The 24,320-nt window shown below is 68.6% G+C and carries 32 protein-coding genes; 27 read left to right on the forward strand and 5 right to left on the reverse strand.

Annotated features, from left to right (window positions below; genetic code table 11):
- Positions 1 to 80: 80 nt before the first annotated feature.
- Genes ACFWNV_RS16760 through ACFWNV_RS16770 form a run of 3 tightly spaced genes read right to left on the reverse strand, consistent with a single transcriptional unit; the run spans position 81 to position 1,296 of the window.
- Positions 81 to 296, reverse strand: a complete 216-nt coding sequence (locus ACFWNV_RS16760) for a hypothetical protein (protein WP_383946909.1) — start codon at positions 294 to 296, stop codon at positions 81 to 83.
- Positions 293 to 1,030, reverse strand: coding sequence for a hypothetical protein (locus ACFWNV_RS16765; protein WP_383946912.1), 738 nt, complete (start codon positions 1,028 to 1,030; stop codon positions 293 to 295). Before ACFWNV_RS16765 ends, ACFWNV_RS16760 begins: the two co-directional genes overlap by 4 nt.
- Positions 1,027 to 1,296 (reverse strand): WhiB family transcriptional regulator, encoded by a 270-nt coding sequence (locus tag ACFWNV_RS16770; RefSeq protein WP_383946914.1) that lies wholly within the window; start codon positions 1,294 to 1,296, stop codon positions 1,027 to 1,029. Before ACFWNV_RS16770 ends, ACFWNV_RS16765 begins: the two co-directional genes overlap by 4 nt.
- Positions 1,297 to 1,534: 238 nt before the next feature.
- Here ACFWNV_RS16770 and ACFWNV_RS16775 point away from each other — a divergent pair, with 238 nt between their 5' ends.
- The 5 genes from ACFWNV_RS16775 to tuf all read left to right on the forward strand — a co-directional run bounded on the left by ACFWNV_RS16775 (position 1,535) and on the right by tuf (position 6,827).
- The gene (locus ACFWNV_RS16775) at positions 1,535 to 2,005 is read left to right on the forward strand and encodes a helix-turn-helix domain-containing protein (protein WP_383946917.1); all 471 of its coding nucleotides are present in this window, start codon (positions 1,535 to 1,537) and stop codon (positions 2,003 to 2,005) included.
- Positions 2,006 to 2,469: 464 nt separating this feature from the next.
- The gene (gene rpsL / locus ACFWNV_RS16780; protein ID WP_007265893.1) at positions 2,470 to 2,841 is read left to right on the forward strand and encodes a 30S ribosomal protein S12; all 372 of its coding nucleotides are present in this window, start codon (positions 2,470 to 2,472) and stop codon (positions 2,839 to 2,841) included.
- A 3-nt stretch (positions 2,842 to 2,844) separates the two neighbouring features.
- Positions 2,845 to 3,315 (forward strand): 30S ribosomal protein S7, encoded by a 471-nt coding sequence (gene rpsG / locus ACFWNV_RS16785; RefSeq protein WP_215023410.1) that lies wholly within the window; start codon positions 2,845 to 2,847, stop codon positions 3,313 to 3,315.
- Between the two features lie 39 nt (positions 3,316 to 3,354).
- Positions 3,355 to 5,484, forward strand: a complete 2,130-nt coding sequence (gene fusA / locus ACFWNV_RS16790; protein WP_383946921.1) for an elongation factor G — start codon at positions 3,355 to 3,357, stop codon at positions 5,482 to 5,484.
- A gap of 149 nt (positions 5,485 to 5,633) precedes the next feature.
- Positions 5,634 to 6,827 carry an elongation factor Tu gene (gene tuf / locus ACFWNV_RS16795; RefSeq protein WP_112447760.1) on the forward strand — a complete coding sequence of 398 codons (1,194 nt, stop codon included), beginning with the start codon at positions 5,634 to 5,636 and terminating at the stop codon, positions 6,825 to 6,827.
- A gap of 205 nt (positions 6,828 to 7,032) precedes the next feature.
- Here the strand turns inward: tuf and rfbC are convergent, their stop codons facing one another.
- Positions 7,033 to 7,632: a dTDP-4-dehydrorhamnose 3,5-epimerase gene (gene rfbC, locus ACFWNV_RS16800; protein ID WP_383946925.1), complete on the reverse strand. Its 600-nt coding sequence runs from the start codon at positions 7,630 to 7,632 to the stop codon at positions 7,033 to 7,035.
- Positions 7,629 to 8,504 (reverse strand): glucose-1-phosphate thymidylyltransferase RfbA, encoded by an 876-nt coding sequence (rfbA, locus tag ACFWNV_RS16805; RefSeq protein ID WP_383946928.1) that lies wholly within the window; start codon positions 8,502 to 8,504, stop codon positions 7,629 to 7,631. The genes rfbC and rfbA overlap by 4 nt, the downstream gene beginning before the upstream one ends.
- 104 nt (positions 8,505 to 8,608) lie before the next feature.
- On the opposite strand from rfbA, the gene rfbB reads away from it, so the two are divergent.
- The 22 genes from rfbB (at position 8,609) to rplE (ending at position 24,319) form a co-directional block, all read left to right on the forward strand.
- Positions 8,609 to 9,586: a dTDP-glucose 4,6-dehydratase gene (gene rfbB, locus ACFWNV_RS16810; RefSeq protein WP_266955891.1), complete on the forward strand. Its 978-nt coding sequence runs from the start codon at positions 8,609 to 8,611 to the stop codon at positions 9,584 to 9,586.
- An 11-nt stretch (positions 9,587 to 9,597) separates the two neighbouring features.
- Positions 9,598 to 10,545: a dTDP-4-dehydrorhamnose reductase gene (gene rfbD / locus ACFWNV_RS16815; RefSeq protein WP_383946931.1), complete on the forward strand. Its 948-nt coding sequence runs from the start codon at positions 9,598 to 9,600 to the stop codon at positions 10,543 to 10,545.
- Complete coding sequence (locus ACFWNV_RS16820) at positions 10,542 to 11,873, forward strand: lipopolysaccharide biosynthesis protein (protein WP_383946933.1); 1,332 nt, start codon at positions 10,542 to 10,544, stop codon at positions 11,871 to 11,873. Before rfbD ends, ACFWNV_RS16820 begins: the two co-directional genes overlap by 4 nt.
- 68 nt (positions 11,874 to 11,941) lie before the next feature.
- Entirely contained in the window at positions 11,942 to 12,631 is a 690-nt protein-coding gene (locus tag ACFWNV_RS16825; protein ID WP_383946936.1) for a glycosyltransferase family 2 protein, read from the forward strand.
- Positions 12,628 to 13,059 carry a DUF2304 domain-containing protein gene (locus tag ACFWNV_RS16830; RefSeq protein WP_383946938.1) on the forward strand — a complete coding sequence of 144 codons (432 nt, stop codon included), beginning with the start codon at positions 12,628 to 12,630 and terminating at the stop codon, positions 13,057 to 13,059. The genes ACFWNV_RS16825 and ACFWNV_RS16830 overlap by 4 nt, the downstream gene beginning before the upstream one ends.
- A gap of 9 nt (positions 13,060 to 13,068) precedes the next feature.
- Positions 13,069 to 13,968, forward strand: a complete 900-nt coding sequence (locus ACFWNV_RS16835; protein ID WP_383946941.1) for a glycosyltransferase — start codon at positions 13,069 to 13,071, stop codon at positions 13,966 to 13,968.
- 60 nt (positions 13,969 to 14,028) lie between these two features.
- Positions 14,029 to 15,822 carry a hypothetical protein gene (locus ACFWNV_RS16840; RefSeq protein WP_383946943.1) on the forward strand — a complete coding sequence of 598 codons (1,794 nt, stop codon included), beginning with the start codon at positions 14,029 to 14,031 and terminating at the stop codon, positions 15,820 to 15,822.
- Between the two features lie 250 nt (positions 15,823 to 16,072).
- Positions 16,073 to 17,203: a hypothetical protein gene (locus ACFWNV_RS16845; protein ID WP_383946946.1), complete on the forward strand. Its 1,131-nt coding sequence runs from the start codon at positions 16,073 to 16,075 to the stop codon at positions 17,201 to 17,203.
- A gap of 467 nt (positions 17,204 to 17,670) precedes the next feature.
- On the forward strand, positions 17,671 to 17,979 hold the full coding sequence (gene rpsJ / locus ACFWNV_RS16850; RefSeq protein WP_003948644.1) for a 30S ribosomal protein S10: 309 nt from the start codon (positions 17,671 to 17,673) through the stop codon (positions 17,977 to 17,979).
- A gap of 14 nt (positions 17,980 to 17,993) precedes the next feature.
- Positions 17,994 to 18,638 carry a 50S ribosomal protein L3 gene (gene rplC / locus ACFWNV_RS16855; protein ID WP_266880616.1) on the forward strand — a complete coding sequence of 215 codons (645 nt, stop codon included), beginning with the start codon at positions 17,994 to 17,996 and terminating at the stop codon, positions 18,636 to 18,638.
- A 4-nt stretch (positions 18,639 to 18,642) separates the two neighbouring features.
- Positions 18,643 to 19,293, forward strand: coding sequence for a 50S ribosomal protein L4 (gene rplD / locus ACFWNV_RS16860; protein WP_383946949.1), 651 nt, complete (start codon positions 18,643 to 18,645; stop codon positions 19,291 to 19,293).
- Positions 19,293 to 19,616, forward strand: a complete 324-nt coding sequence (gene rplW / locus ACFWNV_RS16865) for a 50S ribosomal protein L23 (protein WP_266934873.1) — start codon at positions 19,293 to 19,295, stop codon at positions 19,614 to 19,616. Before rplD ends, rplW begins: the two co-directional genes overlap by 1 nt.
- Positions 19,617 to 19,655: 39 nt before the next feature.
- The gene (gene rplB / locus ACFWNV_RS16870) at positions 19,656 to 20,492 is read left to right on the forward strand and encodes a 50S ribosomal protein L2 (RefSeq protein WP_254387362.1); all 837 of its coding nucleotides are present in this window, start codon (positions 19,656 to 19,658) and stop codon (positions 20,490 to 20,492) included.
- 12 nt (positions 20,493 to 20,504) lie between these two features.
- The gene (rpsS, locus tag ACFWNV_RS16875; RefSeq protein ID WP_112447747.1) at positions 20,505 to 20,786 is read left to right on the forward strand and encodes a 30S ribosomal protein S19; all 282 of its coding nucleotides are present in this window, start codon (positions 20,505 to 20,507) and stop codon (positions 20,784 to 20,786) included.
- Between the two features lie 43 nt (positions 20,787 to 20,829).
- Entirely contained in the window at positions 20,830 to 21,177 is a 348-nt protein-coding gene (gene rplV, locus ACFWNV_RS16880; RefSeq protein ID WP_007265904.1) for a 50S ribosomal protein L22, read from the forward strand.
- On the forward strand, positions 21,177 to 22,019 hold the full coding sequence (rpsC, locus tag ACFWNV_RS16885; RefSeq protein ID WP_266955875.1) for a 30S ribosomal protein S3: 843 nt from the start codon (positions 21,177 to 21,179) through the stop codon (positions 22,017 to 22,019). The genes rplV and rpsC overlap by 1 nt, the downstream gene beginning before the upstream one ends.
- A gap of 5 nt (positions 22,020 to 22,024) precedes the next feature.
- Positions 22,025 to 22,444 carry a 50S ribosomal protein L16 gene (gene rplP / locus ACFWNV_RS16890; protein ID WP_030026326.1) on the forward strand — a complete coding sequence of 140 codons (420 nt, stop codon included), beginning with the start codon at positions 22,025 to 22,027 and terminating at the stop codon, positions 22,442 to 22,444.
- Positions 22,444 to 22,668 (forward strand): 50S ribosomal protein L29, encoded by a 225-nt coding sequence (gene rpmC / locus ACFWNV_RS16895; protein WP_008739703.1) that lies wholly within the window; start codon positions 22,444 to 22,446, stop codon positions 22,666 to 22,668. Before rplP ends, rpmC begins: the two co-directional genes overlap by 1 nt.
- Positions 22,668 to 22,949 carry a 30S ribosomal protein S17 gene (gene rpsQ / locus ACFWNV_RS16900; RefSeq protein WP_243333368.1) on the forward strand — a complete coding sequence of 94 codons (282 nt, stop codon included), beginning with the start codon at positions 22,668 to 22,670 and terminating at the stop codon, positions 22,947 to 22,949. The genes rpmC and rpsQ overlap by 1 nt, the downstream gene beginning before the upstream one ends.
- Before the next feature lie 124 nt (positions 22,950 to 23,073).
- Positions 23,074 to 23,442: a 50S ribosomal protein L14 gene (gene rplN, locus ACFWNV_RS16905; protein WP_003956455.1), complete on the forward strand. Its 369-nt coding sequence runs from the start codon at positions 23,074 to 23,076 to the stop codon at positions 23,440 to 23,442.
- A 2-nt stretch (positions 23,443 to 23,444) separates the two neighbouring features.
- Positions 23,445 to 23,768 (forward strand): 50S ribosomal protein L24, encoded by a 324-nt coding sequence (gene rplX, locus ACFWNV_RS16910; RefSeq protein WP_215023444.1) that lies wholly within the window; start codon positions 23,445 to 23,447, stop codon positions 23,766 to 23,768.
- Positions 23,768 to 24,319 (forward strand): 50S ribosomal protein L5, encoded by a 552-nt coding sequence (gene rplE, locus ACFWNV_RS16915; protein WP_030388859.1) that lies wholly within the window; start codon positions 23,768 to 23,770, stop codon positions 24,317 to 24,319. The genes rplX and rplE overlap by 1 nt, the downstream gene beginning before the upstream one ends.
- The last annotated feature ends 1 nt before the right edge of the window (position 24,320 follow it).

Consider the following 24,320-nt stretch of genomic DNA (forward strand, 5'->3'; position numbering starts at 1 on the left):
GGAGGCCGGGCACCGGCGCGGGCGGGGATGGGGCGTGCAGGTCGGGCGGGGAGGGGCGGGGTCACACAGGTCGGGCGGGCTCAGGCGGGCCGGCGGCTGGCGGCCCGCTCGGCGGCGAACACGTCCTCCAGCCGGAACAGCTGCGCCCGCCCGGCCCGTCCCGCCGCCGCGAGCCGCCCGAGCTGGACCCACTTGCGGATCGTGGCGGGGGCGACCCCCGCCTCCCGGGCGGCCAGCGGCCCCGGGACCAGAGAGGGAAGCAGTACGGGGATACGGGCGGAGGGTGCAGGGGTCACGGGGCGGTACCTTCCATCGCGGCGTCGAGTTCGTCCGTACGGCAGCCCGCGGCGGCGGCCAGCGGGGCCCACTCGCCCTCGGGCCACAGGTGGCGGTAGGCGGGGTCGTCGTGGCAGCCGCACTCCTCGTCGGTGCAGCGGCAGGCCGGGTTCACACAGAGCACCGCCCGTCGGTCGGGGAAGGCGCGCAGGGACACGGAGTCGCACCACGGGCACCGGCCGGCCACCCGGACCACCTGCTCGGTGTCCCCGAGGGCGCGGGCGCAGCGGCGGGCCATCCGGCGCAGCTCGTCCCGTACGTGCCGGGCCAGCACGGGGTGCGCCCCGATCTCCCCCAGCAGCGCGGCGATGCGGCGCAGCCGTACCGGCACGTCGGCGGCGCGCGGGCGGGGGACCCCCAGCCGGGCGCACGCCGCCTCCTCCAGTTCGACCACGCCGTCGGTGATGTCCCGGATGGTGTCGGAGATGTGCAGGCGGATGGGGGCGGCTCCGTACCCGGGCACGGCCAGCCCGTGGCGCTGCTGGAGCAGGAGGGCTTCCCGCTTCTCCTCGCGCATCCGCGCCTCGGCCGCCGGGCGGGGCGGCGCCGGGGGCCGCCCACTGGAGGAGTCGTACGAGGCGTGCGGGGCGAGGGGGCCGGAGCGGCCGGGCGCCAGCTCCCGCGCGAGCTCCGGGAACTGGCGGATCAGTGCGGCGATCCAGAGGGCGCTGTCATCGGCGGCGCGGTCGGTCACGAGGGGCTCCCGGAGAGCTGGGGGACGGCGGAGGGAATGCCGTTGCGCCACAGCCGGCCGCCGCAGACCCCGTCGAACCGGCTCTCGGCCGGCGCGACGGCCTCCTCGCACTCGGCGCGGACCGTACAGGCGGCGCAGGCGCGCAGCGCGGGCGCGGCGTCTTTGGCCCGGCGGGCGAAGACCACGGCCGGGGGGAGGGCGGCGCAGGCGGCGGCGGACTGCCACGGGACTGCGTGGGGGCGGAGCGGCGGGGAGCGGAAGGGCATGGCGACTCCATGACTGAGGAGCTGGGCGGTGACGGGTGCGGGTGCTCGGTGCTGCCGTGACCGCGGGAAAGCGTGATCGGTGTGGCAGGTGGGGCGTGGCCGCCACTCTGACACGTTGCGCGCGAGCACGCAATTAAGAATCTTGTGGGGGGATCCTGTATGCCCTGTGTAAGGTCTGATTCTGTGCGCGCAAGCACGCTAGGGTGAGTCCCCCATGGGGTGGACTGAGGAGCGACACATGAGTACTCGCGAATTGGACGCGTTCGCGGCCTGGGTGGAAGACCTGATGCGGCAGCGCGGCTACGACATCGACAGCCCCCGTGGCGGAGGCAAGTCCCGGATCGCCGACGAGGCGGGCGTGCACCGCGCGGCGGTGACCCGGCTGCTTCAGCGGCAGAGCATGCCCGACCTCGAAACGATGCGGCGCATGGCCCCGTTCCTAGGGGTCTCCGTGCGGGACATGCTGATCCGCTCCGGCCGGGTCAGCCCGGAGGAGCTGCCGCTGGCGCCCCTCCCGCTGCCGGCCGACGGGCAGCGGCCCGCGATCGAGGACTTCGCGCGGTGGCTCGGAGTCCCGGAGGAGCGCCGCGCGGTGTTCGTCAAGGTGGTCAGCCAGTTCCTGGAGCCCGCCGAGGGCGAGGGGCCGGCCGCGGCCGGCCCCTCCGGCCCCGAGCAGCCCGCCGAGGGCCGCCGCACCGCGCGGGAGTGACCTCGGCGATCGCCGCGGAACGACCTGGGGAGCGGCCGGCGGAGTGACCGGCGGGGTGACCTCGGGGGCCGCAGCGGAACGCCCCCGCGTACGACCGGGAGCCGCCGCGGCCGAGGGGGGCGCGGCGGCTCCCGCGTAGCACACCTGCACCACGGCCGCACATCGGAGGGACCGCATCCCGGCCTCGGCCTTGTGGCGACTGGTCGCAGGGCCCTTCGGGCTTCCGGGGCCGGGGCTTTTGTTTTGACCGGAGTGGATGCGGTGGGTACGCTCAGACCTTGTGCCTGGGGTGTGCCTGGGCTCCTGTGCGTGTCCATCAACCGCACCTGAGCCGTACAAGCCACCGCGATCCATGCGTTTCCACGCTTGCGTGGAGGTCCGCCGGATCCGACACACCCGACCGCGTGGGTCGGCAAATGTTCCAGGTTAGCTTCACTACACGGCACACAGAAACCGGAGAAGTAGTGCCTACGATCCAGCAGCTGGTCCGTAAGGGCCGGCAGGACAAGGTCGAGAAGACCAAGACCCCCGCGCTTGAGGCTTCGCCCCAGCGTCGCGGCGTCTGCACGCGTGTGTTCACGACCACCCCGAAGAAGCCGAACTCGGCGCTGCGTAAGGTCGCGCGTGTGCGTCTGACCTCTGGCATCGAGGTCACGGCCTACATTCCGGGTGAGGGACACAACCTGCAGGAGCACTCGATCGTGCTCGTGCGTGGTGGCCGTGTGAAGGACCTGCCGGGTGTTCGTTACAAGATCATCCGTGGTGCGCTTGACACCCAGGCTGTCAAGAACCGCAAGCAGGCCCGCAGCCGCTACGGCGCCAAGAAGGAGAAGTAAAAAATGCCTCGTAAGGGCCCCGCCCCGAAGCGCCCGGTCATCATCGACCCGGTCTACGCATCTCCTCTGGTGACGTCGCTCATCAACAAGATCCTCCTGAACGGCAAGCGCTCCACCGCCGAGCGCATCGTTTACGGCGCCATGGAAGGCCTCCGCGAGAAGACCGGCAACGACCCGGTCATCACGCTGAAGCGCGCGCTGGAGAACGTCAAGCCGTCGCTTGAGGTCAAGTCCCGCCGTGTCGGTGGCGCCACCTACCAGGTGCCGATCGAGGTCAAGCCGGGTCGTCAGTCGACCCTCGCGCTGCGCTGGCTCGTGGGTTACTCCCGCGCCCGCCGCGAGAAGACGATGACCGAGCGCCTCATGAACGAGCTGCTCGACGCGTCGAACGGTCTTGGCGCTGCCGTCAAGAAGCGTGAGGACACGCACAAGATGGCCGAGTCCAACAAGGCCTTCGCGCACTACCGCTGGTAGTCCCAACCCACATCGAGACCGAGAGAAGACTGAGCCGATATGGCTACCACTTCGCTTGACCTGGCCAAGGTGCGCAACATCGGCATCATGGCTCACATCGACGCGGGCAAGACGACCACCACCGAGCGCATCCTGTTCTACACCGGTGTGTCTTACAAGATCGGTGAAGTCCACGACGGCGCTGCCACGATGGACTGGATGGAGCAGGAGCAGGAGCGCGGCATCACGATCACGTCTGCCGCGACGACCTGTCACTGGCCGCTCGAAGACGTCGACCACACCATCAACATCATCGACACCCCGGGTCACGTCGACTTCACGGTCGAGGTGGAGCGTTCGCTCCGCGTCCTCGACGGTGCCGTCACCGTGTTCGACGGTGTCGCCGGTGTGGAGCCGCAGTCCGAGACCGTTTGGCGTCAGGCGGACCGCTATGGCGTCCCGCGCATCTGCTTCGTCAACAAGCTGGACCGCACCGGCGCCGAGTTCCACCGCTGCGTCGAGATGATCAAGGACCGCCTCGGTGCGGTTCCGATCGTCATGCAGCTCCCCATCGGTGCCGAGATGGACTTCCAGGGCGTTGTCGACCTGGTCACCATGAAGGCGTTCGTCTGGTCCGCCGAGGCGACCAAGGGCGAGATGTACGACATCGTCGACATCCCGGACACCCACAAGGAAGCCGCTGAAGAGTGGCACGCCAAGCTGGTCGAGACGGTCGCCGAGAACGACGACCAGATCATGGAGCTGTTCCTGGAGGGCGTCGAGCCCACCGTCCAGCAGCTGCACGATGCCGTGCGTCGCATCATCATCGGTTCCAAGGGTGACAACGGCGCCACCGTCACCGCGGTGTTCTGTGGCACGGCGTTCAAGAACAAGGGCGTTCAGCCCCTGCTCGACGCCGTCGTCCGCTACCTCCCGTCGCCCCTGGACATCGAGGCCATCGAAGGCCACGACGTCCGGGACGCCGAGGTCGTCGTGAAGCGCAAGCCCTCGGACGACGAGCCCCTCGCGGCGCTCGCGTTCAAGATCATGCGCGACCCGCACCTCGGCAAGCTCACCTTCGTCCGGGTTTACTCGGGCCGCCTGGAGGCCGGCACTGCGGTGCTGAACTCCGTCAAGGGCAAGAAGGAGCGCATCGGCAAGATCTACCGCATGCACGCGAACAAGCGTGAAGAGATCGAAGCGGTGGGCGCCGGTGACATCGTCGCCGTCATGGGCCTGAAGCAGACCACCACCGGTGAGACGCTGTGTGACGACAAGAACCCGGTCATCCTGGAGTCCATGGACTTCCCGGCCCCGGTCATTCAGGTCGCCATCGAGCCCAAGTCCAAGGGTGACCAGGAGAAGCTGGGTGTCGCCATCCAGTCTCTCGCGGAGGAGGACCCCTCCTTCCACGTTCACTCGGACGAAGAGACCGGCCAGACCATCCTCGGCGGTATGGGCGAGCTGCACCTCGAGGTGCTGGTCGACCGTATGAAGCGCGAGTTCAAGGTCGAGGCCAACGTCGGCAAGCCGCAGGTCGCTTACCGCGAGACGATCCGCCAGACGGTGGAGCGTCACGACTACACCCACAAGAAGCAGACCGGTGGTACCGGTCAGTTCGCCAAGGTGCAGATCGCGATCGAGCCGATCCTCGAGGCCGACGGTCCGGCGTACGAGTTCGTGAACAAGGTCACCGGTGGCCGCATCCCGAGGGAGTACATCCCCTCGGTCGACGCGGGTGCGCAGGAAGCCATGAAGTTCGGCATCCTCGCCGGCTACGAGATGACTGGCGTCCGCGTCATTCTTCTCGACGGTGGCTACCACGAGGTCGACTCCTCCGAGCTCGCCTTCAAGATCGCCGGTTCGCAGGCCTTCAAGGAGGCCGCGCGCAAGGCTTCTCCCGTGCTCCTCGAGCCGATGATGGCCGTCGAGGTCACCACGCCGGAGGAGTCCATGGGTGACGTCATCGGTGACATCAACTCCCGCCGTGGCCAGATCCAGGCCATGGAGGAGCGTCACGGTGCGCGCCTCGTGAAGGGCCTCGTGCCCCTCTCGGAGATGTTCGGCTACGTCGGAGACCTCCGCAGCAAGACCTCGGGTCGCGCCAGCTACTCGATGCAGTTCGACTCCTACGCCGAGGTTCCCCGGAACGTCGCTGAGGAGATCATCGCGAAGGCCAAGGGCGAGTAACTCTTCCGAGTACACGCTTTAGGCTTGTCACCGGAGCCTCTGGGGCAACAGGAGTAACCCTCTCGTTGCCCCCGGGGAACCGGCTATCCAGCAAAGATCACCTGGCGCCGATCTGTAAGGCGTACAGAACCACTCTCCAGGAGGACCCCGTGGCGAAGGCGAAGTTCGAGCGGACTAAGCCGCACGTCAACATCGGCACCATCGGTCACATTGACCACGGTAAGACGACCCTCACGGCCGCCATTACCAAGGTGCTGCATGACGCGTACCCGGACCTGAACGAGGCCTCGGCCTTCGACCAGATCGACAAGGCTCCCGAAGAGCGCCAGCGCGGTATCACCATCTCCATCGCGCACGTCGAGTACCAGACCGAGGCGCGTCACTACGCCCACGTCGACTGCCCGGGTCACGCGGACTACATCAAGAACATGATCACCGGTGCCGCGCAGATGGACGGCGCGATCCTCGTGGTCGCCGCCACCGACGGCCCGATGCCGCAGACCAAGGAGCACGTGCTCCTGGCCCGCCAGGTCGGCGTTCCGTACATCGTCGTCGCGCTGAACAAGGCCGACATGGTGGACGACGAGGAGATCCTGGAGCTCGTCGAGCTCGAGGTTCGTGAGCTCCTCTCGGACTACGACTTCCCGGGCGACGACCTTCCGGTCGTCCGCGTCTCCGCGCTGAAGGCGCTCGAGGGCGACAAGGAGTGGGGCGAGAAGCTTCTCGGCCTCATGGCTGCCGTCGACGAGGCGATCCCGACCCCGCCGCGTGACACCGAGCTGCCGTTCCTCATGCCCGTCGAGGACGTCTTCACGATCACCGGTCGCGGTACCGTCGTCACCGGCCGTATCGAGCGTGGTGTCCTGAAGGTCAACGAGACCGTCGACATCATCGGTATCAAGGAGACCAAGACCACCACCACGGTCACCGGTATCGAGATGTTCCGCAAGCTGCTCGACGAGGGCCAGGCGGGCGAGAACGTCGGTCTGCTCCTCCGTGGCATCAAGCGCGAGGACGTCGAGCGCGGCCAGGTCATCATCAAGCCCGGTTCGGTCACCCCGCACACCGAGTTCGAGGCCCAGTCGTACATCCTGTCGAAGGACGAGGGTGGCCGTCACACCCCGTTCTTCAACAACTACCGTCCCCAGTTCTACTTCCGTACCACGGACGTCACGGGTGTTGTCACCCTGCCGGCCGGCACGGAGATGGTCATGCCGGGCGACAACACCGAGATGACGGTCACGCTGATTCAGCCGGTCGCCATGGAGGAAGGCCTCAAGTTCGCCATCCGTGAGGGTGGTCGTACCGTGGGCGCCGGTCAGGTCACCAAGATCACGAAGTAGTTCGTGTTCTGACCTGGTAGCTCGCGCGAGCGGGCACCACGTTTGACAGGAGGGCCCCTTCCCCGTCGTTCACGCGACGGGGAAGGGGCCCTCCGTCGTACGGTCCGTGCCGCGTACGGGCCTGCGTGCCGCGAGCGGGCATGCGAAGAGGGCCGCACCCCCGGGGGTGCGGCCCTCTTCGCGTACGTCGCTCCGTGCGCGGTGCTCACTTCACCCGCAGGGACTCCGTGAACTCGATGCAGGCGGCGTAGTCCGGCAGCAGGCCGGACGCGGCGGCGTCGGTCAGCGAGGGGGCCGCGTCGTCGCGGGCGGACAGCAGCGGGACGTCCGCCGGCCAGTCGATGCCCAGGTCGGGGTCGAGCGGGTGGACCGAGTGCTCGCCCGTCGGGTTGTACGTCTCCGAGCAGAGGTAGGACAGGGTGGCGTCATCGGTCAGCGCGCAGAAGCCGTGGCCCATGCCCTCGGGGAGGTAGACGGCGCGGCGGTCCACGTCGTCCAGCCGGACGCCTTCCCAGCGGCCGAAGGTCGGGGAGCCGACCCGGATGTCCACGATGATGTCCAGCACGGCGCCGCGCACGCAGGTGACGTACTTGGCCTGGCCGCGCGGGACGTCGGCGAAGTGGATGCCGCGGACCACACCGCGCTGAGAGACCGAGAGGTTGGCCTGCGCCAGGTTCAGCGGGTGCCCGACGACCTCGGCGAGGTGGTCGAAGCGGTACCACTCCATGAACATGCCGCGCGGGTCACCGTGCTGCTGGGGCGTTATCTCGAACACGCCCTCGATGGAGAGCTCGCGGAACTTCATCGTGCGGCCTCCTCTTCGAGCAGACCGATCAGGTAGGTCCCGTAGCCGCTCTTGACCAGCGGCTCGGCCAGCGCGCGCAGCTGCGCGGAGTCGATCAGGCCCGCCCGCCAGGCGGCCTCCTCGATGCAGCCGATCTTGAAGCCCTGGCGCTCCTCGATCACGCGCACGAACTCCGAGGCCTGCACCATCGAGACGAAGGTGCCGGTGTCCAGCCAGGCGGTACCGCGGTCGAGGATGGTGACATTCAGCTCACCGGCCTGGAGGTACGCGTCGTTGACGGCGGTGATCTCCAGCTCGCCGCGGGCGCTGGGCTTCAGGCCGCGGGCGATCTCCACGACCTGGTTGTCGTAGAAGTACAGACCGGGCACGGCGTAACGGGACTTGGGCTGGACCGGCTTCTCCTCGATGGAGATGGCCTGGCCGTTCTCGTCGAACTCGACCACGCCGTACGCCGTCGGATCCGCCACCGGGTACGCGAAGACCCGGCCGCCCTTGGAGTCGGTGTGCTCCGCCAGCCGGGTGCCGAGGCCGCTGCCGTGGAAGATGTTGTCGCCGAGGATCAGGGCGACGGAGTCGTCCCCGATGAAGTCGGCGCCGAGCACGAAGGCCTGGGCGATGCCTTCGGGGCGCTCCTGGACGGCGTACTCCAGCCGGATGCCGAACTGCGAGCCGTCGCCGAGCAGACGCTCGAACTGGTCGCGGTCCTCCGGGGTGGTGATGACGAGGATCTCGCTGATCCCGGCCATGACCAGCGTCGAAAGCGGGTAGTAGATCATCGGCTTGTCGAAGACGGGCAGCAGCTGCTTCGACACTGCCCGCGTCAGCGGCCAGAGTCGGGATCCGGTGCCGCCGGCCAAGAGAATTCCACGCATAGGCACAACCCTATGCGAGACCGGTGGAGGCGCGCCGTCCGGGCCCGGACGGGAGCGGGCGGGCGGCCTTGGCGGAGTAGGCGAGCGGCTAGACTGTTTGTATTATGCGCATCCTTGTGACCGGCGGCGCCGGCTTCATCGGTTCAGAATTCGTCCGCCAGCAGCTCGGTTCGGACCCCACGGCCCAGATCACCGTCTTCGACAAGCTGACGTATTCCGGCGTCGAAGCCAACCTCGCCCCGGTCGCCGGTCATGCCGGCTACTCGTTCGTCAAGGGTGACATCTGCGACGCCGAGGCCGTCGACCAGGTGATGCCCGGCCACGACGTCGTCGTGCACTTCGCGGCCGAGTCCCACGTGGACCGCTCGATCGCCGGCGCGGGCCCCTTCGTGATGACCAACGTGGTGGGTACCCAGGTCCTCCTGGACGCCGCCCGCAAGCACGGCGTCGGCCGCTTCGTCCACATCTCCACCGACGAGGTCTACGGCTCGATCAGCGAGGGCTCCTGGACCGAGGAGTGGCCGCTGGTGCCCAACTCCCCGTACTCCGCCTCGAAGGCCTCCTCCGACCTGCTCGCGCTGGCCTACGCCCGCACGCACGGCATGGACGTCGTGGTCACCCGCTGCTCCAACAACTACGGGCACTACCAGTTCCCGGAGAAGGTCATCCCGCTGTTCGTCTCGAACCTGATGGACGGCAAGAAGGTCCCGCTGTACGGCAACGGCGGCAACGTGCGCGACTGGCTGCACGTCTCCGACCACTGCCGCGGCATCGACCTGGCCATGCGCAAGGGCCGCGGCGGCGAGGTCTACAACATCGGCGGCGGCGTCGAGCTCACCAACAAGGAGCTCACCGGCGTCCTGCTGGAGGCCGCCGGCCTGGGCTGGGAGATGGTCGAGCGCGTCGAGGACCGCAAGGGCCACGACCTGCGCTACTCCATCGACATCAGCAAGATCGGCTCGGAGCTCGGCTACGCCCCGCAGGTCACCTTCGAGGAAGGCATCGCGTCGACCATCGCCTGGTACCGCGAGAACCGCGCCTGGTGGGAGCCCCTGAAGGCCAAGGCAGCGCTGCAGAAGTGACCGCCGCGGACGTGAGCCAGAGCACCAGCGGCGCCGAGAGCGCCGACAGCACCTCCGGCGGCCGCTGGGTCGTCACCGGCGCCGCCGGGATGCTCGGCCAGGACGTCCTGGCCGTCCTCAAGGACGCCGGCATCGCGGCCACCGCCCTGCGCCGCACCGACCTCGACATCACCGACCCGGCCGCCGTCCGGGCCGCCGTCGAGGGTGCCGCCGTGGTCGTGAACTGCGCCGCCTGGACCGACGTCGACGGCGCCGAGAGCGCCGAAGAGGCCGCCACCGCCGTCAACGGCACCGGCGTACGCGTCCTGGCCGAGGCCTGCGCCGCGGCCGGAGCCCGCCTCCTGCACGTCTCCACCGACTACGTGCTGCCCGGCGACGCCGAGCAGCCGTACGCCGAGGACTCCGCGACCGGCCCGGTCAACGCGTACGGCCGCTCCAAGCTGGCCGGCGAGCAGGCCGTGGCCGAACTGCTGCCGCAGCACGGCTACGTGGTCCGCACCGCCTGGCTGTACGGCGAGCACGGCCCGAACTTCGTCGCCACCATGCTCAAGCTCGCCGCCCAGCGGGACACCCTCGACGTGGTCGACGACCAGCACGGCCAGCCCACCTGGTCCCGCGCGCTGGCCGGCCGCCTCGTCGAGCTCGGGCAGGCCGCCCTGGCGGGCCGCGCCCCCGGCGGGGTCTACCACGGCACCGCGAGCGGCCGGACCACCTGGTTCGGACTGGCCCGCGAGACCTACCGGCTGAGCGGCCTGGACCCCGAGCGGATCCGGCCCACCGACTCCTCCGCGTTCGTACGGCCCGCCGTACGGCCGGCGTTCAGCGTGCTCGCGCACGACCGCTGGGCCGAGGCCGGCCTGCCCCCGCTCGCCGACTGGCGCGAGCAGCTGGCAGGGGCCCTGGCACTGCCCGCCTTCGCGGCGCCCGAGGGCGCGGACAGGGACGGCACCGCGGGATGAAGAGCCTGCTGAGCAAGATCAGCGCGGCCCTGCCGCCGGGCACCGTCGCGGTGGCCGGCGGCACCGTCGTGCTCGGGGCGGCCTCGTACGTCCACCTCGGCGTGGCCGGGCACAGCCTGTCCACGGAAGCCATGGCGAACGTCTCGGTGCTGTGGACGATCGTCATGGCGATCGGGCTCGGCATCTTCTTCCCCATCGAGCAGGAGCTCACCCGGATCGTCGCCGCCCGCGCGGTCGACGGCCACGGGGCGGCCCCCGTCCTGCGCCGGGCCACCCTGCTCACCGCGGCGATCCTCGGCGCGACCCTGCTCGTGCTCGCCGCAGCCGCCGGACCCGTCGCGGACCTGCTCTTCCACGGGGACCGGGCCCTGGTGGCGGCCCTCGGCGCGGCCTTCACCGGCATGGCCGTCTGCTACCTCACCCGCGGGGTCCTGGCCGGCCTCGGCCGGTTCGGCGCGTACGGCACCCAGCTCGCCGTCGACGGCGGGCTGCGCATGGTGCTCGCCTTCGGCTGCGCCGTGGCCCTGCCGGACTCCGCCCTCGCCTTCAGCCTCGTACTCGGGGTGGCGCCGGTCGTCGCCGCCCTGGTCACGCTGCCCGCGCTGCTGCGCGTCGTCGAGCCCGGCGAGGAGATCGCCTGGCGCGAGCTGACCTCCGGGCTGGGCCTGCTGATCTGCTCGACCCTGCTCTCCCAGGTCGTGGTCAACGCCGCCGTGATGAGCACCAAGCTGCTCGCGCCCACGGACAGCGTGCTGATCGCGGCCCTGCTGAACGCCCTGGTCCTGGCCCGGGTCCCGCTCTTCGTCTTCGGCTCGCTCCAGGCCTCCCTGCTCAACGGGCTCAGCGCCGCCTTCCAGGCCGGCGACCGGACCGCCTTCTCGGCGATGCTGCGCAAGATCGCCATGGTCGTCGGAGCGCTCGGCCTGCTCGGCGGCATCCCCGCCACCGTCCTCGGCCCGTGGCTGATCGGCGTGCTCTTCGGCGCCAAGCCGGCGCTGGGCTGCTTCGACTTCTTCCTGTTGTCCGCGGGGACCGTGGCGTACATGTTCGCGATGGTGCTCGGACAGGCGCTGATGGTATTCAAGCGACACAACCTGCAGCTGCTCTGCTGGGCCATCGGTACCGCCGTACTGGTCGGCGTCACCTTCGCCCCCGGCGACGTGGCTCTCCGTGTGATCCTGGCCTATGCTCTCGGCTCCGTCGCCACCGTCGTGGCTATGCTGACGGCGCTGAGACTGAAGTTCCCGGAAGCCGGCCCGGGAGCCGGCGACGGCCCCGCGCGGACGGACGTCGCGAGCCCGCTGGGCGCCGGCGCCGCAGGGACGTGACCGTGCCCGCCTCCGAAGTCCCACAGACCCCCGAGCACTCGTGTGTGCCACATTCCGCTGGAGCTACCGTGTCCCAATACGACGATGTCTGGCTGGTCATACCGGCCTATAACGAGGGCCAGGTGATCGCCGGTGTCGTCGAGGGAGCGCGCAAGACCTTTCCGAACATAGTCGTCGTCGACGACGGCAGCTCGGACGACTCCGCGCAGCACATCGCCTCCACCGGCGCGCACCTGGTGCAGCACCCGGTCAACCTCGGCCAGGGCGCGGCGCTGCAGACCGGCCTGAAGTACGCCCTCTCCCAGCCGGGCGCCCGCTACTTCGCCACCTTCGACGCGGACGGCCAGCACCAGACCCACGACGTCGAGAAGATGGTCGCGGTGCTGCGCGCCGACGAGGCCGACGTGGTGCTCGGCTCCCGCTTCATCGAGCAGAACGGCCAGGTGCCGTGGATCAAGCGGGTCGTGCTGCGCACGGCCGCGGCCGTCAGCCCGACCGCCCGCAAGCTGAACCTCACCGACGCGCACAACGGCCTGCGCGTGCTGGGCCGCGCGGCGGCGGAGAAGCTGCAGATCACGCACAACGGCATGGCCCACGCCTCCGAGATCGTCGGCTACCTGGCCGGCTCCGGACTGCGCGTCGTCGAGGTCCCCGTGGACATCCTCTACACCGAGTACTCGCGCGCCAAGGGTCAGTCCCTGATCAACGGCGTCAACATCCTCTTCGACATCACCCTGCGGGAGCGTGGCCGCCGATGAAGTACTTCTGGATCCAGCTGGTGCTCATCCTGGGCTCCGTGTCCCTGGCCCTCATGTTCATACGCAACTGGGACCAGGCGAAGACCCGTGCCTGGAAGCGCATCGCCTTCTCGGTGTTCGTCCTGGTCAACGTGTACGCCGTCCTGCGGCCCACCGACGTGACCTGGCTGGCCCACCAGCTCGGCGTCGGCCGCGGCACCGACCTGGTGCTGTACGTGATGGTCCTCGCCATGGGCTTCCTCACGCTCAACACCTTCCTGCGCTTCCGCTCGCTCGAGAAGAAGATCACCGACCTGGCCCGGACGGTGGCCCTCAGCGAGGGCGCGCGCCACAACGACGAGCGCCTGGGCCCGGACGCCGTCCGCCAGCCCGCCCCGGTCGAGCCCGAAGCGCCGGCCGCCGAACCCGCAGACTCCGTCAAGGCCTGAGGAATCACCGTGGTGACCTTCGACTTCATGCTCCCCTACTACGGGGACGTCAAGCTGATGCAGGATGCGGTCCTCAGCATCCTGGCGCAGAGCGACCCGGACTTCCGGCTCGTCGTGATCGACGACGGCAAGGAACCGGACGTCCCGGGCTGGTTCGCGGAGCTCGGCGACGAGCGGGTCCACTACACCCGCAACGAGCAGAACCTCGGCATCAACGAGAACTTCAAGAAGTGCGTGCACCTCTCCGAGGCCGACTACGTCGTCATCATGGGCTGTGACGACGTGCTCCACCCGCACTACCTGAAGACCGTACGGGGCCTCGCCGAGGCCCAGCCGGGCATCGGCATGATCCAGCCCGGCGTCGAGGTCATCGACGGCGAGGGCCGGGTCACCGCCGGTCTCGCCGACAACGTCAAGCGCAGGCTCTACGCCCCGCAGGTCAAGGGCAACCGCACGATGGCCGGCGAGGAGCTGGCCGTCAGCGTGCTGCGCGGGAACTGGCTGTACTTCCCGTCCATCGCCTGGCGCGGCGAAGCCCTGCGCAAAGTGAACTTCCAGTCCGAGTACTCGGTGGTCCAGGACCTCGCGCTCGTGGTCGACCTGCTCGAACTCGGTGAGGCGATGGTCATCGACGCCTCGACCACCGCCTTCCAGTACCGCCGGCACGCCGTCAGCGAGTCCTCGGTCCAGGCCTTCACCGGCACCCGCTTCACCGAGCAGGCCCGGTACTTCGAAGCGGTCGCCGACCGGATGGAGGCCCGCGGCTGGCCCAAGGCCGCCCGCGCCGCCCGCATCCACAGCGCCTCCCGCTTCCACGCGATCACGATGCTCCCCGGGGCGCTGCGCCGCGGGAACCGCGAGGGCGCCAAGAACCTGGCCCGCCACGCCTTCACCTCCGGGCAGAGCTGAGCCTGACCGGCAGTCCAACCAGAACAGGAAGTGCCAGGGGTGCAGTCGGGAACGGAAACGATGGACGCGTCGGGAGCGAACGACACGTCCGCCCCTGAGCGCTCCGGCAAGCCGGCCGCGGCCGGGCGGCTGCTCGCGCTGCGGGACTCCGCCCTGCGCCGGCGCTGGTTCTGGCCCGCCGCGCTGGTCACCGGGTACCTGACGCAGGTGCTGTTCCGCCTCTCCCTGGTGTGGGGCAACAGCTACCCCTCGGTCCACGCGGACGAGCCCTCGTACCTGGTCCTGGCCCGGGTGCTCGCGGGGCGGCCGGCGACCGAGATGCCGGTTGGCTCGGTCATCCCCGGCGGCTACCCGCTGCTGCTCTCCCCGGCGCTGCGGATCGCGAACGACCCGGTCACCGCGTACCAGCTGGTCATGGGCATCAACACGCTGCTCAACGCGCTCGTCTTCCCGCTGGCCTACCTGGCCCTGCGCCGGCTCGACCTGCCCCGGGGGCTGTCGTTCCTGATCGCCACGGCGGCCGCGCTGATGCCGCCCGTGGTCTTCTACTCCGAGTTCGCGATGTCCGACACCGTGCTCCCGGTGGTCCTCCTCGGCTGGCTGATCACCCTGCACGGCTGGCTGAGCGAGGGCGATGCCCGCCGCCGCACCTGGTACGGGGCGGGGGCCGGCCTGCTGGCCGGGTACTCCATGTCGGTGCACGACCGCGGCGGCGTGGTCGTGGCCATCACGGCGGCGGTCTTCCTCGGCGCCCTGGTCTTCAAGTGGGCGCCGCTGCGCTCCACGCTCGCCGCCTGGGGCGGCCTCGCCGTCTCCGTGCTGGGCGCCAAGCTCCTCGCCGGCTGGCTGGAGGCGCAGTTCAAGGACACCCCGCCGAGCTCGGTCGGCACGCAGGTGATGGACAACCTCGTCGAGCCCGAGCTGCTGCGCCGCACGGTGACCCGTGCGATCGGCCAGCTCTGGTACTTCTCGGTCTCCTCCTGGGGCTTCGGCGCGATCGCCGTCGTCCTGTGCGTGTTCGCGGTGTTCAGCCCCCGCTTCACCCGGGCCTCGCGGGTGGTCTCCTTCGCCATGGTCGCCCTGCTGTGCGGGATCGCGCTGGCGGCGGCGGCCGGACTGCCCGGGGACAAGCGGATCGACAACTGGGTCTACGCCCGGTACCTGGCCGTGCTCGTGCCCGCGTTCTTCGTGGTCGGCGTCGCCGCGCTGTGGCGCGCGCGGACCGGAGCGCTGCTGCGGCTGGTGCTGGGCGCGGTGGTGTTCACCGTGGTCACCGCCGAGTTCGTGATCATGGTGGTCGGCAAGGGCCTCTACGCACGCTGGATCATCCCGTGGGCCATGCCGGACGCGCTGTTCCTGGCCTCGGAGTGGACGAAGCTGCACATGTGGCGGACCATCGCCGGCGCCCTGCTGGTGCTCGCCGCCTGCGTGATGTTCCGGCTGGCCGGCGGACGCCGGGTGGTGTGGGCCGTCGCGGTGTCGCTGGCCCTGTTCGCCACGTACGCGACGACCACGGTCACCTCGAACGTGGCCGAGCCGCACCGCAAGATCCGCAAGTACCTGGCCACCGGCTTCACCCAGTCCGCGGAGCTCAAGCCGGGCGAGAACCTGGTGATGGACGAGGACGTCGACTGGGGCCTGCGGATGGCCCAGGCGTTCGAGGTGTACGACGGCCGGGTCTGGACGCGGAAGCTGGAGCAGGGCGACCGGCCGCCGGCCGGGGCGGACGCGGCCGTCCTGCGGCTGACCCCGAAGGACGCCACGCCGGAGGACTCCTGGCCGCAGGCCCCCCAGGGCTGGTACGTGTCCAAGGTGAACAAGACCCACGCATGGGTGCTCTGGCGCCACCGCTGAGGCGGCCGCACACCCCCGGGCTCGACGCCCCCGGCCCCGGTCAGCCCCTCGGGGCGGGCCGGGGTCCGTGTTTCACCGGACCGGCCCCCGCTCGTTTCGCCCCGTACGACTGCCAGTAGCATCCGGGCGATCAGGTGGATCGGATCACCTGAGGCGTGCTGAACAGGGGCCGGGGGGCTCGGCGCGCTGATCGCGGACATGACGGGCTGCTTCACCAAGTGAGCCCGGTACCACAGGCGGGGGCGAAGGCATGGGAAAGAACGACGAGGGCATACCGGCCGTCTCCGACGAGGAGTGGGCGCAGTTCCTGGCGCAGGCCGAGGCGGGCGCGGGGGAGGCGCCCAAGGAGCCTTCGGCCCGGGCGCGCATGGTGGCCGCACGGCTGCGCGAGGAGGACGCCCGGCGCGGCTCCGCCGAACCGCCGGCCTGGCGGGCCGGCGTCACCCGGCGGGAGCGGGGGAGGGGCGGGCGCCGGCTCAAGGCGGCGCTGGCCATCGTCTTCGTCGCCGGCCTCGCGCTGATCGCCCTACGGCCGGAACTGGTCATCGACAAGCTCACCGGCGAGGCCGACGGGGACGCGAAGGCGCGGCAGCCCCTGCCGGCCGAGACGGCGCGCCCGAGCGCCGCGCCCACCCCGGTGGACCCGGACCGGCCCACCCTCACCGACCCCTTCCGGGGCTCCCCGGCCCTCCAGTGGGCGGACGGGGCGGCCGGCATCGAGGTGCCGGAGGCACAGGCCGCCGGCGGCATGACCAAGGAGCAGGTCGCCGAGGCGCTGGCGAAGGCCAAGCAGTTCCTGGTCGCGGCCAACCTGGACCCGGCGACCCTGCACGGGGAGCGTCCCGAGACGGCGCTGGCCCTGCTCGACCCGAAGCTGGGGGAGTACAAGACGAAGCTGGAGGAGGCCCTGCGGCACTCCTCGGCGGAGAACGACCCGCTCGACCTCTTCACCCGGTACGACCCGGCCGAGCTGACCCTCGTGGGCGAGGTCGTCAAGGTCCGCGGCCGGATGTGGGTGGAGCCCGGGGACCGCGCGGGGAAGGCCCACGTGAAGACCGACTACACCTTCGTCTACCCCTTCGTGAAGGCGAAGGCGGGCGCCGACCAGGTGGAGCGGACGGTCCTGCGGCGCGAGATCACCTTCTCGATCGCCGATACCCGCACCTGGGTGGCGACCGCAGGCAAGCTGTGGATCGAGACGAACTACCGCAACATCGGCAACAGCGCCTGTGAGACCGTCGACGGTCTCCTGCATCCGCGGTTCGACGACGACGCGCCCACCGGGCCGACCCCCTCCGGCACCCCCGTGGACCCGTACGACCGCAGCAACGGCCTGGAAGCCGACGGGCGGGCGGACTGCGGGATCATGACGCGGTCCTGAGCGGACGCAGGAGCAGGGAGGGGGAGCCCCGCAGCGTGGTGCAGTTTGACCACTCAGCGTGGCGGGGTATTCTCTTCCGCCCGATTGGCGCCATACGTGTCTCGTATGGCAGACTACTCAAGTTGCTCGGCCGTGTGCCGATGCTGCGCGCCTCCCGCCGGGAGGACCGGAAGCGAGTCCCACAGTACTCGTCGCCTTACCTGCCTCTCGGGGCAGCAATGGGGCGGACGTACGGGAATCTTCTGGGAAGTGTCAGCACGGTGCCAGCCAGGTACTCGGTGGGTGTTTGCCCCCGATCTGCGGTCTATGGGACCGCGCCCCCTTGGACGAGGGAATTTCCGTATGGGAATTTTCTGTAGAGGGAGCGCGACACGCCCGACCGCGTGGGTCGGAGGAGAGCGGCGGAGCGATCCGCAGCCGGCCGGGAACCAGAGCGTTTCCACAACAGACAGGACTACGGAGTAGCCATGGCGGGACAGAAGATCCGCATCCGGCTCAAGGCCTACGACCACGAGGTCATCGATTCGTCGGCGAAGAAGATCGTCGAGACGGTGACGCGCACTGGTGCGTCGGTCGCGGGCCCGGTGCCGCTGCCCACTGAGAAGAACGTGTACTGCGTCATCAAGTCGCCGCACAAGTACAAGGACTCGCGCGAGCACTTCGAGATGCGCACTCACAAGCGCCTGATCGACATCCTCGACCCGACGCCCAAGACCGTTGACTCGCTGATGCGCCTGGACCTTCCGGCCGGCGTTGACATCGAGATCAAGCTCTGAGAGGCACGGAGAAGATGGCAAAGCAGATCAAGGGCGTCCTGGGCGAGAAGCTCGGCATGACCCAGGTCTGGGACGAGAACAACCGTGTCGTCCCGGTGACCGTGGTCAAGGCCGGGCCCTGCGTTGTTACCCAGGTCCGTACGAACGACGTCGACGGCTACGAGTCGGTCCAGATCGCCTTCGGCGAGATCGACCCTCGCAAGGTGAACAAGCCCCTCAAGGGTCACTTCGCCAAGGCTGACGTCACCCCCCGCCGCCACCTGGTGGAGCTCCGTACCTCCGACGCCAGCGAGTACACGCTCGGCCAGGAGATCACGGCTGCCGTGTTCGAGTCCGGCGTCAAGGTTGACGTCACGGGCAACAGCAAGGGCAAGGGCTTCGCCGGTGTCATGAAGCGTCACAACTTCAAGGGCCTCGGCGCCGGCCACGGCGTCCAGCGCAAGCACCGCTCCCCCGGTTCGATCGGTGGCTGTGCCACCCCTGGGCGTGTCTTCAAGGGCATGCGCATGGCCGGTCGCATGGGCAACGAGCGCGTCACCACCCAGAACCTGACCATCCACGCGGTTGACGCGGAGAAGGGTCTGCTCCTCATCAAGGGTGCAGTTCCCGGTCCGAACGGCGGCCTCGTCCTGGTCCGTACCGCGGTTAAGGGGGCTTGAGTTAATGAGCACCATTGACATCCTTTCGCCGGCAGGCGACAAGGCCGGTACCGTCGAGCTCCCCGCGGAGATCTTCGACGCGAAGACCAGCATTCCGCTGATCCACCAGGTCGTCGTCGCTCAGCTGGCTGCTGCCCGTCAGGGCACGCACAAGACCAAGCGTCGTGGCGAAGTCCGTGGTGGTGGCCGCAAGCCGTACCGCCAGAAGGGCACCGGCCGCGCTCGCCAGGGTTCCACCCGCGCTCCGCAGTTCGTCGGAGGTGGCGTCGTACACGGCCCGCAGCCGCGTGACTACTCGCAGCGGACCCCGAAGAAGATGAAGGCCGCCGCCCTCCGCGGTGCCCTCTCGGACCGTGCGCGTCACTCCCGCATCCACGTCGTCACCGGCGTGGTCGAGGGTTCCGCCTCCACGAAGGCCGCCAAGACGCTGTTCGGCAAGATCTCGGAGCGCAAGAACCTGCTCCTGGTCGTCGAGCGCGCCGACGAGGCTGCGTGGCTGTCCGCCCGCAACCTGCCCCAGGTGCACATCCTGGAGCCGGGCCAGCTGAACACGTACGACGTGATCGTCTCTGACGACGTGGTCTTCACTCAGGCCGCTTTCGAGTCCTTCGTGTCTGGCCCCAAGGCCGATGAGACCGAAGGGAGCGACGCCTGATGTCTGAGGCGACCGTTACCAGCAAGACCTTCAACGACCCGCGCGACCTGCTGATCAAGCCGGTTGTCTCGGAGAAGAGCTACGCGCTGCTGGACGAGAACAAGTACACGTTCATCGTCGCGCCCGGCTCCAACAAGACTCAGATCAAGCAGGCCGTCGAGGCGGTCTTCGGGGTCAAGGTCACCGGGGTCAACACGATCAACCGTCAGGGTAAGCGCAAGCGCACCAAGACCGGTTTTGGCAAGCGCGCTGACACCAAGCGCGCCATCGTGACCCTCGCTGAGGGCGACCGAATCGACATCTTCGGCGGCCAGGCCTCCTAACGGAGGTCTAGTCGTCCGGAATCGGACGAGGACTGAGAAATGGGTATCCGCAAGTACAAGCCGACGACCCCGGGCCGTCGTGGCTCCAGCGTCGCCGACTTTGTCGAGATCACGCGGTCCACGCCGGAGAAGTCGCTGGTCCGCCCCCTGCACAGCAAGGGCGGCCGTAACAACACCGGTCGGATCACGGTTCGACACCAGGGTGGCGGCCACAAGCGCGCCTACCGTGTGATCGACTTCCGTCGTCACGACAAGGACGGCGTGCCGGCCAAGGTCGCGCACATCGAGTACGACCCCAACCGCACGGCGCGCATCGCGCTCCTGCACTACGCCGACGGTGAGAAGCGCTACATCATTGCGCCGAAGAACCTGAAGCAGGGCGACCGGATTGAGAACGGCCCCACGGCCGACATCAAGCCCGGTAACAACCTGGCGCTCCGCAACATCCCGGTCGGTACCACGATCCACGCGATCGAGCTCCGTCCCGGTGGCGGCGCCAAGTTCGCCCGCTCCGCTGGTGCCTCTGTGCAGCTGCTGGCGAAGGAGGGCGTCATGGCCCACCTCCGCATGCCGTCCGGTGAGATCCGTCTCGTCGACGCGCGCTGCCGCGCCACCGTCGGTGAGGTCGGCAACGCCGAGCAGTCGAACATCAACTGGGGCAAGGCCGGCCGCATGCGCTGGAAGGGCGTTCGCCCCTCCGTCCGCGGTGTCGCGATGAACCCGGTCGACCACCCGCACGGTGGTGGTGAGGGTAAGACCTCCGGTGGTCGCCACCCGGTCTCCCCGTGGGGTCAGAAGGAGGGTCGTACTCGCTCGCCGAAGAAGGCTTCGAGCAAGTACATCGTCCGCCGCCGCAAGACGAACAAGAAGCGCTAGGAGCGGGTTTAGATGCCGCGCAGTCTCAAGAAGGGACCCTTCGTCGACGGACACCTCATTAAGAAGGTGGACGTTCAGAACGAAGCCGGTACCAAGACCGTCATTAAGACCTGGTCCCGTCGCTCGATGATCATCCCGGCCATGCTGGGTCACACCATCGCGGTGCACAACGGCAAGATCCACGTCCCGGTGTTCGTCACCGAGTCGATGGTCGGCCACAAGCTCGGCGAGTTCTCGCCGACTCGCACCTTCCGCGGCCACGTCAAGGACGACCGGAAGTCGAAGCGCCGCTAAAGGCGGGGTGGTTACGACTATGACTTACACCGAAGGGACAACCATGGAAGCCAGGGCCCAGGCGCGGTACATCCGCGTCACGCCCATGAAGGCCCGCCGAGTGGTGGACCTTATCCGTGGCATGGATGCCACGGAGGCTCAGGCGGTCCTGCGTTTCGCCCCGCAGGCCGCGAGCGTGCCGGTTGGCAAGGTGCTCGACAGCGCCATTGCCAACGCCGCACACAACTACAACCACCCGGACGCCTCCACGCTGGTCATCAGCGAGGCGTACGTGGACGAGGGCCCGACCCTGAAGCGGTTCCGTCCGCGTGCCCAGGGCCGTGCCTACCGGATCCGCAAGCGGACCAGCCACATCACCGTGGTCGTCAGCAGCAAGGAAGGTTCCCGGTAATGGGCCAGAAGGTAAACCCGCACGGGTTCCGGCTCGGCATCACCACCGACTTCAAGTCGCGTTGGTACGCCGACAAGCTGTACAAGGACTACGTCAAGGAAGACGTCGCCATCCGCAGGATGATGACGTCCGGCATGGAGCGCGCCGGCATCTCGAAGGTTGAGATCGAGCGCACCCGTGACCGCGTGCGTGTGGACATCCACACCGCTCGTCCGGGCATCGTCATCGGCCGCCGTGGCGCCGAGGCCGACCGCATCCGCGGTGACCTCGAGAAGCTCACGGGCAAGCAGGTGCAGCTGAACATCCTCGAGGTCAAGAACCCCGAGGTCGACGCTCAGCTCGTCGCGCAGGCCGTTGCCGAGCAGCTCTCCTCCCGCGTCTCCTTCCGTCGCGCCATGCGTAAGAGCATGCAGGGCACGATGAAGGCCGGCGCCAAGGGCATCAAGATCCAGTGTGGCGGTCGCCTCGGCGGCGCCGAGATGTCCCGCTCCGAGTTCTACCGCGAAGGCCGTGTGCCGCTGCACACCCTCCGCGCGAACGTGGACTACGGCTTCTTCGAGGCCAAGACCACCTTCGGCCGTATCGGTGTGAAGGTCTGGATCTACAAGGGCGATGTCAAGAACATCGCCGAGGTTCGCGCCGAGAACGCTGCGGCCCGTGCGGGTAACCGCCCGGCCCGTGGTGCCGCCGGCGCTGGCGACCGTCCCGCCGGCCGTGGTGGCCGTGGTGGCGAGCGCGGCGGCCGTGGTGGCCGCAAGCCGCAGCAGGCTGTTGGTGCCGAGGCCCCCAAGGCCGACGCTCCCGCCGCCGCTCCGGCTGAGAGCACCGGAACGGAGGCCTGACCGACATGCTGATCCCTCGTAGGGTCAAGCACCGCAAGCAGCACCACCCGAAGCGCCGCGGTATGGCCAAGGGCGGTACTGAGGTCTCGTTCGGCGAGTACGGCATCCAGGCGCTTACCCCCGCCTACGTGACGAACCGCCAGATCGAGGCGGCTCGTATCGCGATGACCCGCCACATCAAGCGTGGCGGCAAGGTCTGGATCAACATCTACCCGGACCGTCCCCTGACGAAGAAGCCTGCCGAGACCCGCATGGGTTCCGGTAAGGGTTCTCCCGAGTGGTGGATCGCGAACGTGCACCCGGGCCGGGTCATGTTCGAGCTGTCCTACCCGAACGAGAAGATTGCTCGTGAGGCGCTCACCCGCGCTGCTCACAAGCTTCCGATGAAGTGCCGGATTGTTCGGCGCGAGGCAGGTGAGTCGTGATGGCGACGGGAACCAAGGCGTCCGAGCTGCGTGAGCTCGGTAACGAGGAGCTCGTTGGCAAGCTGCGCGAGGCCAAGGAAGAGCTGTTCAAGCTGCGCTTCCAGGCGGCCACGGGCCAGCTGGAGAACAACGGCCGGCTCAAGTCCGTCCGTAAGGACATCGCTCGCATCTACACCCTGATGCACGAGCGTGAGCTCGGTATCGAGACGGTGGAGAGCGCCTGATGAGCGAGAAGAACGTGACTGAGACGACTGACCGCGGCTTCCGCAAGACCCGTGAGGGTCTTGTCGTCAGCGACAAGATGGACAAGACCGTCGTCGTCGCTGTCGAGGACCGCGTGAAGCACGCTCTGTACGGCAAGGTCATCCGCCGTACGAACAAGCTCAAGGCGCACGACGAGCAGAACGCTGCCGGCGTCGGCGACCGCGTCCTCATCATGGAGACGCGTCCGCTGTCGGCGAGCAAGCGCTGGCGCATCGTCGAGATCCTCGAGAAGGCCAAGTAATTATCTGAGGCCCTGGGCAGCAAGCCCAGGGGCCCCTCAGGTTCGTTCCGCCAGGCTCGGTGGGGGCGGTAGCTCTTCGGAGTGATGCCCCCGCCGGGAACCGGCAGACAAACAGGAGATAGACGTGATCCAGCAGGAGTCGCGACTGCGTGTCGCCGACAACACTGGTGCCAAGGAGATCCTTTGCATCCGTGTTCTCGGTGGTTCCGGTCGCCGCTACGCGGGCATCGGTGACGTCATCGTTGCCACCGTCAAGGACGCGATCCCCGGTGGCAACGTGAAGAAGGGTGACGTCGTCAAGGCCGTCATCGTTCGCACCGTGAAGGAACGCCGCCGCCAGGACGGCTCGTACATCCGCTTCGACGAGAACGCCGCCGTCATTCTGAAGAACGACGGCGACCCTCGCGGCACCCGTATCTTCGGCCCGGTGGGCCGTGAGCTGCGCGAGAAGAAGTTCATGAAGATCATCTCGCTCGCGCCGGAGGTGCTGTAAGCATGAAGATCAAGAAGGGCGACCTGGTTCAGGTCATCACCGGTAAGGACAAGGGCAAGCAGGGCAAGGTCATTCTGGCCATCCCTACTGAGAACCGTGTCCTCGTCGAGGGTGTCAACCGGGTCAAGAAGCACACCAAGGCCGGCCAGACCGCTGGTGGCTCGCAGACCGGTGGCATCGTGATCACCGAGGCGCCGATCCACGTCAGCAACGTTCAGCTGGTTGTGGAGAAGGACGGCCAGAAGGTCGTTACCCGCGTCGGTTTCCGCTTCGATGACGAGGGCAACAAAATCCGCGTTGCCAAGCGGACGGGTGAGGACATCTGATGGCTACCACTCCGCGTCTCAAGACGAAGTACCGCGAGGACATCGCGGGCAAGCTGCGTGAAGAGTTCTCCTACGAGAACGTCATGCAGATTCCCGGCCTCGTGAAGATCGTGGTCAACATGGGTGTGGGCGACGCCGCCCGCGACTCCAAGCTGATCGACGGCGCCATCAAGGACCTGACGACGATCACCGGTCAGAAGCCGGCCGTCACGAAGGCCCGCAAGTCCATCGCGCAGTTCAAGCTGCGCGAGGGTCAGCCGATCGGCTGCCACGTCACCCTCCGTGGTGACCGCATGTGGGAGTTCCTGGACCGTACGCTGTCGCTCGCGCTGCCGCGTATCCGTGACTTCCGTGGTCTGTCGCCGAAGCAGTTCGACGGCCGTGGCAACTACACCTTCGGTCTCACGGAGCAGGTCATGTTCCACGAGATCGACCAGGACAAGATCGACCGTACCCGGGGTATGGACATCACCGTGGTCACCACGGCGACCAACGACGACGAGGGCCGCGCCCTCCTTCGTCACCTCGGCTTCCCCTTCAAGGAGGCGTAAG

The organism is Streptomyces sp. NPDC058401 (assembly GCF_042722885.1).
In the GTDB taxonomy this organism is placed as follows: Bacteria; Actinomycetota; Actinomycetes; order Streptomycetales; family Streptomycetaceae; genus Streptomyces.